This is a genomic window from Ilumatobacter nonamiensis YM16-303 (genome assembly GCF_000350145.1).
In the GTDB taxonomy this organism is placed as follows: Bacteria; Actinomycetota; Acidimicrobiia; order Acidimicrobiales; family Ilumatobacteraceae; genus Ilumatobacter_A; species Ilumatobacter_A nonamiensis.
Map to the genome: position 1 here is coordinate 1 of NZ_BAOL01000235.1, position 2,332 is coordinate 2,332.

The following is a 2,332-nucleotide window of genomic DNA, read 5'->3' on the forward strand; positions in this document are numbered from 1 at the left end:
CCCGGCGGCGGAGGCGGATACCGTCCCGGTGGCGGTGCCCGTCCCGGTGGTGGCCCCGGTGGACCCGGCGGTCCGCGTCCCGGTGGTGCCGGTCGTCCCGGTGGAGGTCGCAGGCCCCCGCGTCGGACCGGCCGTCGTCGGCGCCGTCGCGACCAGGAAGATCTGCAGCCCCAGGCAACGCAGTACACGTCGTCCGACGTTCCCGTCCCCGAGGGCGAGATCGTCATCGAGCGCGGCGTGTCGGCCCAGGAGTTCGGCCCGAAGCTGAACCGCACCGCGGCCGACGTCGTCCGGTTCCTGCTCACCAACGGTGAGATGGTCACGGCGACGATGACGCTCGCCGACGAGCAGATGGAACTGTTCGCGCTCGAGGTGGGCGCCGAGATCCTGCTCGTCGAGCCCGGCCAGCAGGAAGAGGTCGAGCTCCAGAAGTTGTTCGACGACTCCGACGACGACGAGAACCTGCAGCCGCGCGCTCCGGTGATCACCGTCATGGGTCACGTCGACCACGGCAAGACCACACTGCTCGACCGCATCCGTGGCGCGAATGTCGTCGACGGTGAGGCGGGTGGCATCACCCAGCACATCGGCGCCTACCAGGTGCACAACGAGAACGGTTCGGTCACGTTCCTCGACACGCCGGGCCACGCTGCGTTCACGCAGATGCGCGCCCGCGGTGCCGAAGCGACCGACATCGTCGTGTTGATGGTGGCGGCCGACGACGGCCTGATGCCGCAGACGATCGAAGCGATCAACCACGCGCAGGCGGCCGACGTGCCGATCGTCGTGGCGGTCAACAAGATCGACAAGGACAACGCCGACCCGCAGCGGGTGCTCACGCAGCTCGCCGAGTACGAACTCGTTCCCGAGTCGTGGGGTGGCGACACGATCGTCGTCGAGATGTCCGCGTTGAACGGCGACGGAGTCGACGAGATGATCGAGCAGCTCCAGGTCGTTGCCGAACTCGAAGAGCTGGAAGCGAACCCCGAGGGGCGCGCCAAGGGCATCGTCATCGAAGCGCAGCTCGACAAGGGTCGCGGCCCGGTCGCGACGATCCTCGTCGACAAGGGCACGCTCAACGTCGGCGACCCGATCGTCGCCGGTGGAACGTGGGGCAAGGTCCGCGCGATGATCAACGACAAGGGCGAGCAGATCAAGACCGCCGGTCCGTCCACGCCGGTCCAGGTGCTCGGTCTGTCCGATGTCCCCGAAGCCGGCGACGAGTTCCGCGCCGCACCCGACCCGAAGATCGCTCAGTCGGTCGGCGAGGCCCGGGCGCTGCGTCTCAAGGCCCGTCACCTCCGCGAGGACAGCCGGGTCAAGACCGGCACCAAGCTCGAGGACATCTTCGCTCAGATCCAGTCGGGTGAGAAGGCTCAGCTCAATCTGTTGATCAAGGCCGACGTGCAGGGTTCGCTCGAGGCGGTCACGGGATCGCTTCGTCAACTCGACCGCGACGAGGTCGAGTTGTCGTTCGTGCATCGCGCCGTCGGCGGGATCACCGAGAACGACATCACGCTCGCCGAGGCCACCAACGCCACGATCATCGGTTTCAACGTTCGTCCCGACGGCAAGGCCCGCAAGGCCGCCGAGCAGGCCGAGGTCGAGATCCGTACCTACGAGATCATCTACAAGCTGCTCGAGGACATCGAACAGGCGATGATCGGCATGCTCGATCCCGAGTTCGAGGAGCAGGTCACCGGCGAAGCCGAGGTCCGCGAGATCTTCCGGGTGCCCAAGCAGGGCGCGATCGCCGGTTGCATGGTCACGTCCGGGGTCATCACCCGAGGCTCGAAGGTTCGCTTCCTGCGCGAGGGCACGATCATCTGGAAGGGTGCGATCGCCTCGCTGCGGCGCTTCAAGGACGACGCCCGAGAGGTCCGCGAGGGCTTCGAATGTGGCGTGGGTCTCGACGACTTCCAGGACCTCAAGCCCGGCGACATCATCGAAACCTACGAAGACGTCGAGGTCGAGCGCACCTCGCTGTGACGTTCCGCTGACCGGTTTTCGACGATCGGTCGGCGTCTCTTCGCGATGACGTGAAGAATTGACCGGATGATTTCGCCTGGCTTGTGACGGGTGCCATACTGCATCCAACACGAACCCATTCCGGGTTCCCGAACAGGGGGAAACATCACATGGTACGACGTCTACGTCTTGTGGTCGCCCCGCTCGTAGCTGGCGCGCTCATTGCCGGCGCATGTGGCGGAAGTGACAGCGATTCCGATTCCGACAGCGGCGACGACGCCGCGCCGGCGACCGACGCCGAGAGCGACGACGCGGCTGACGAGGAGTCATCCGACACCGAAGCCGAGGACGACTCCGGTGACGA

General features: G+C 66.4%; 1 protein-coding gene and 1 pseudogene. Both read left to right on the forward strand.

Going from position 1 to position 2,332, the window contains the following annotated elements; genetic code table 11:
* A partial coding sequence (gene infB / locus ON45_RS18285) for a translation initiation factor IF-2 (protein ID WP_051063346.1) occupies positions 1-1,989 on the forward strand: 1,989 nt, incomplete at its 5' end.
* Between the two features lie 149 nt (positions 1,990-2,138).
* Positions 2,139-2,332: pseudogene (locus ON45_RS23700) on the forward strand (hypothetical protein); the annotation flags it as partial.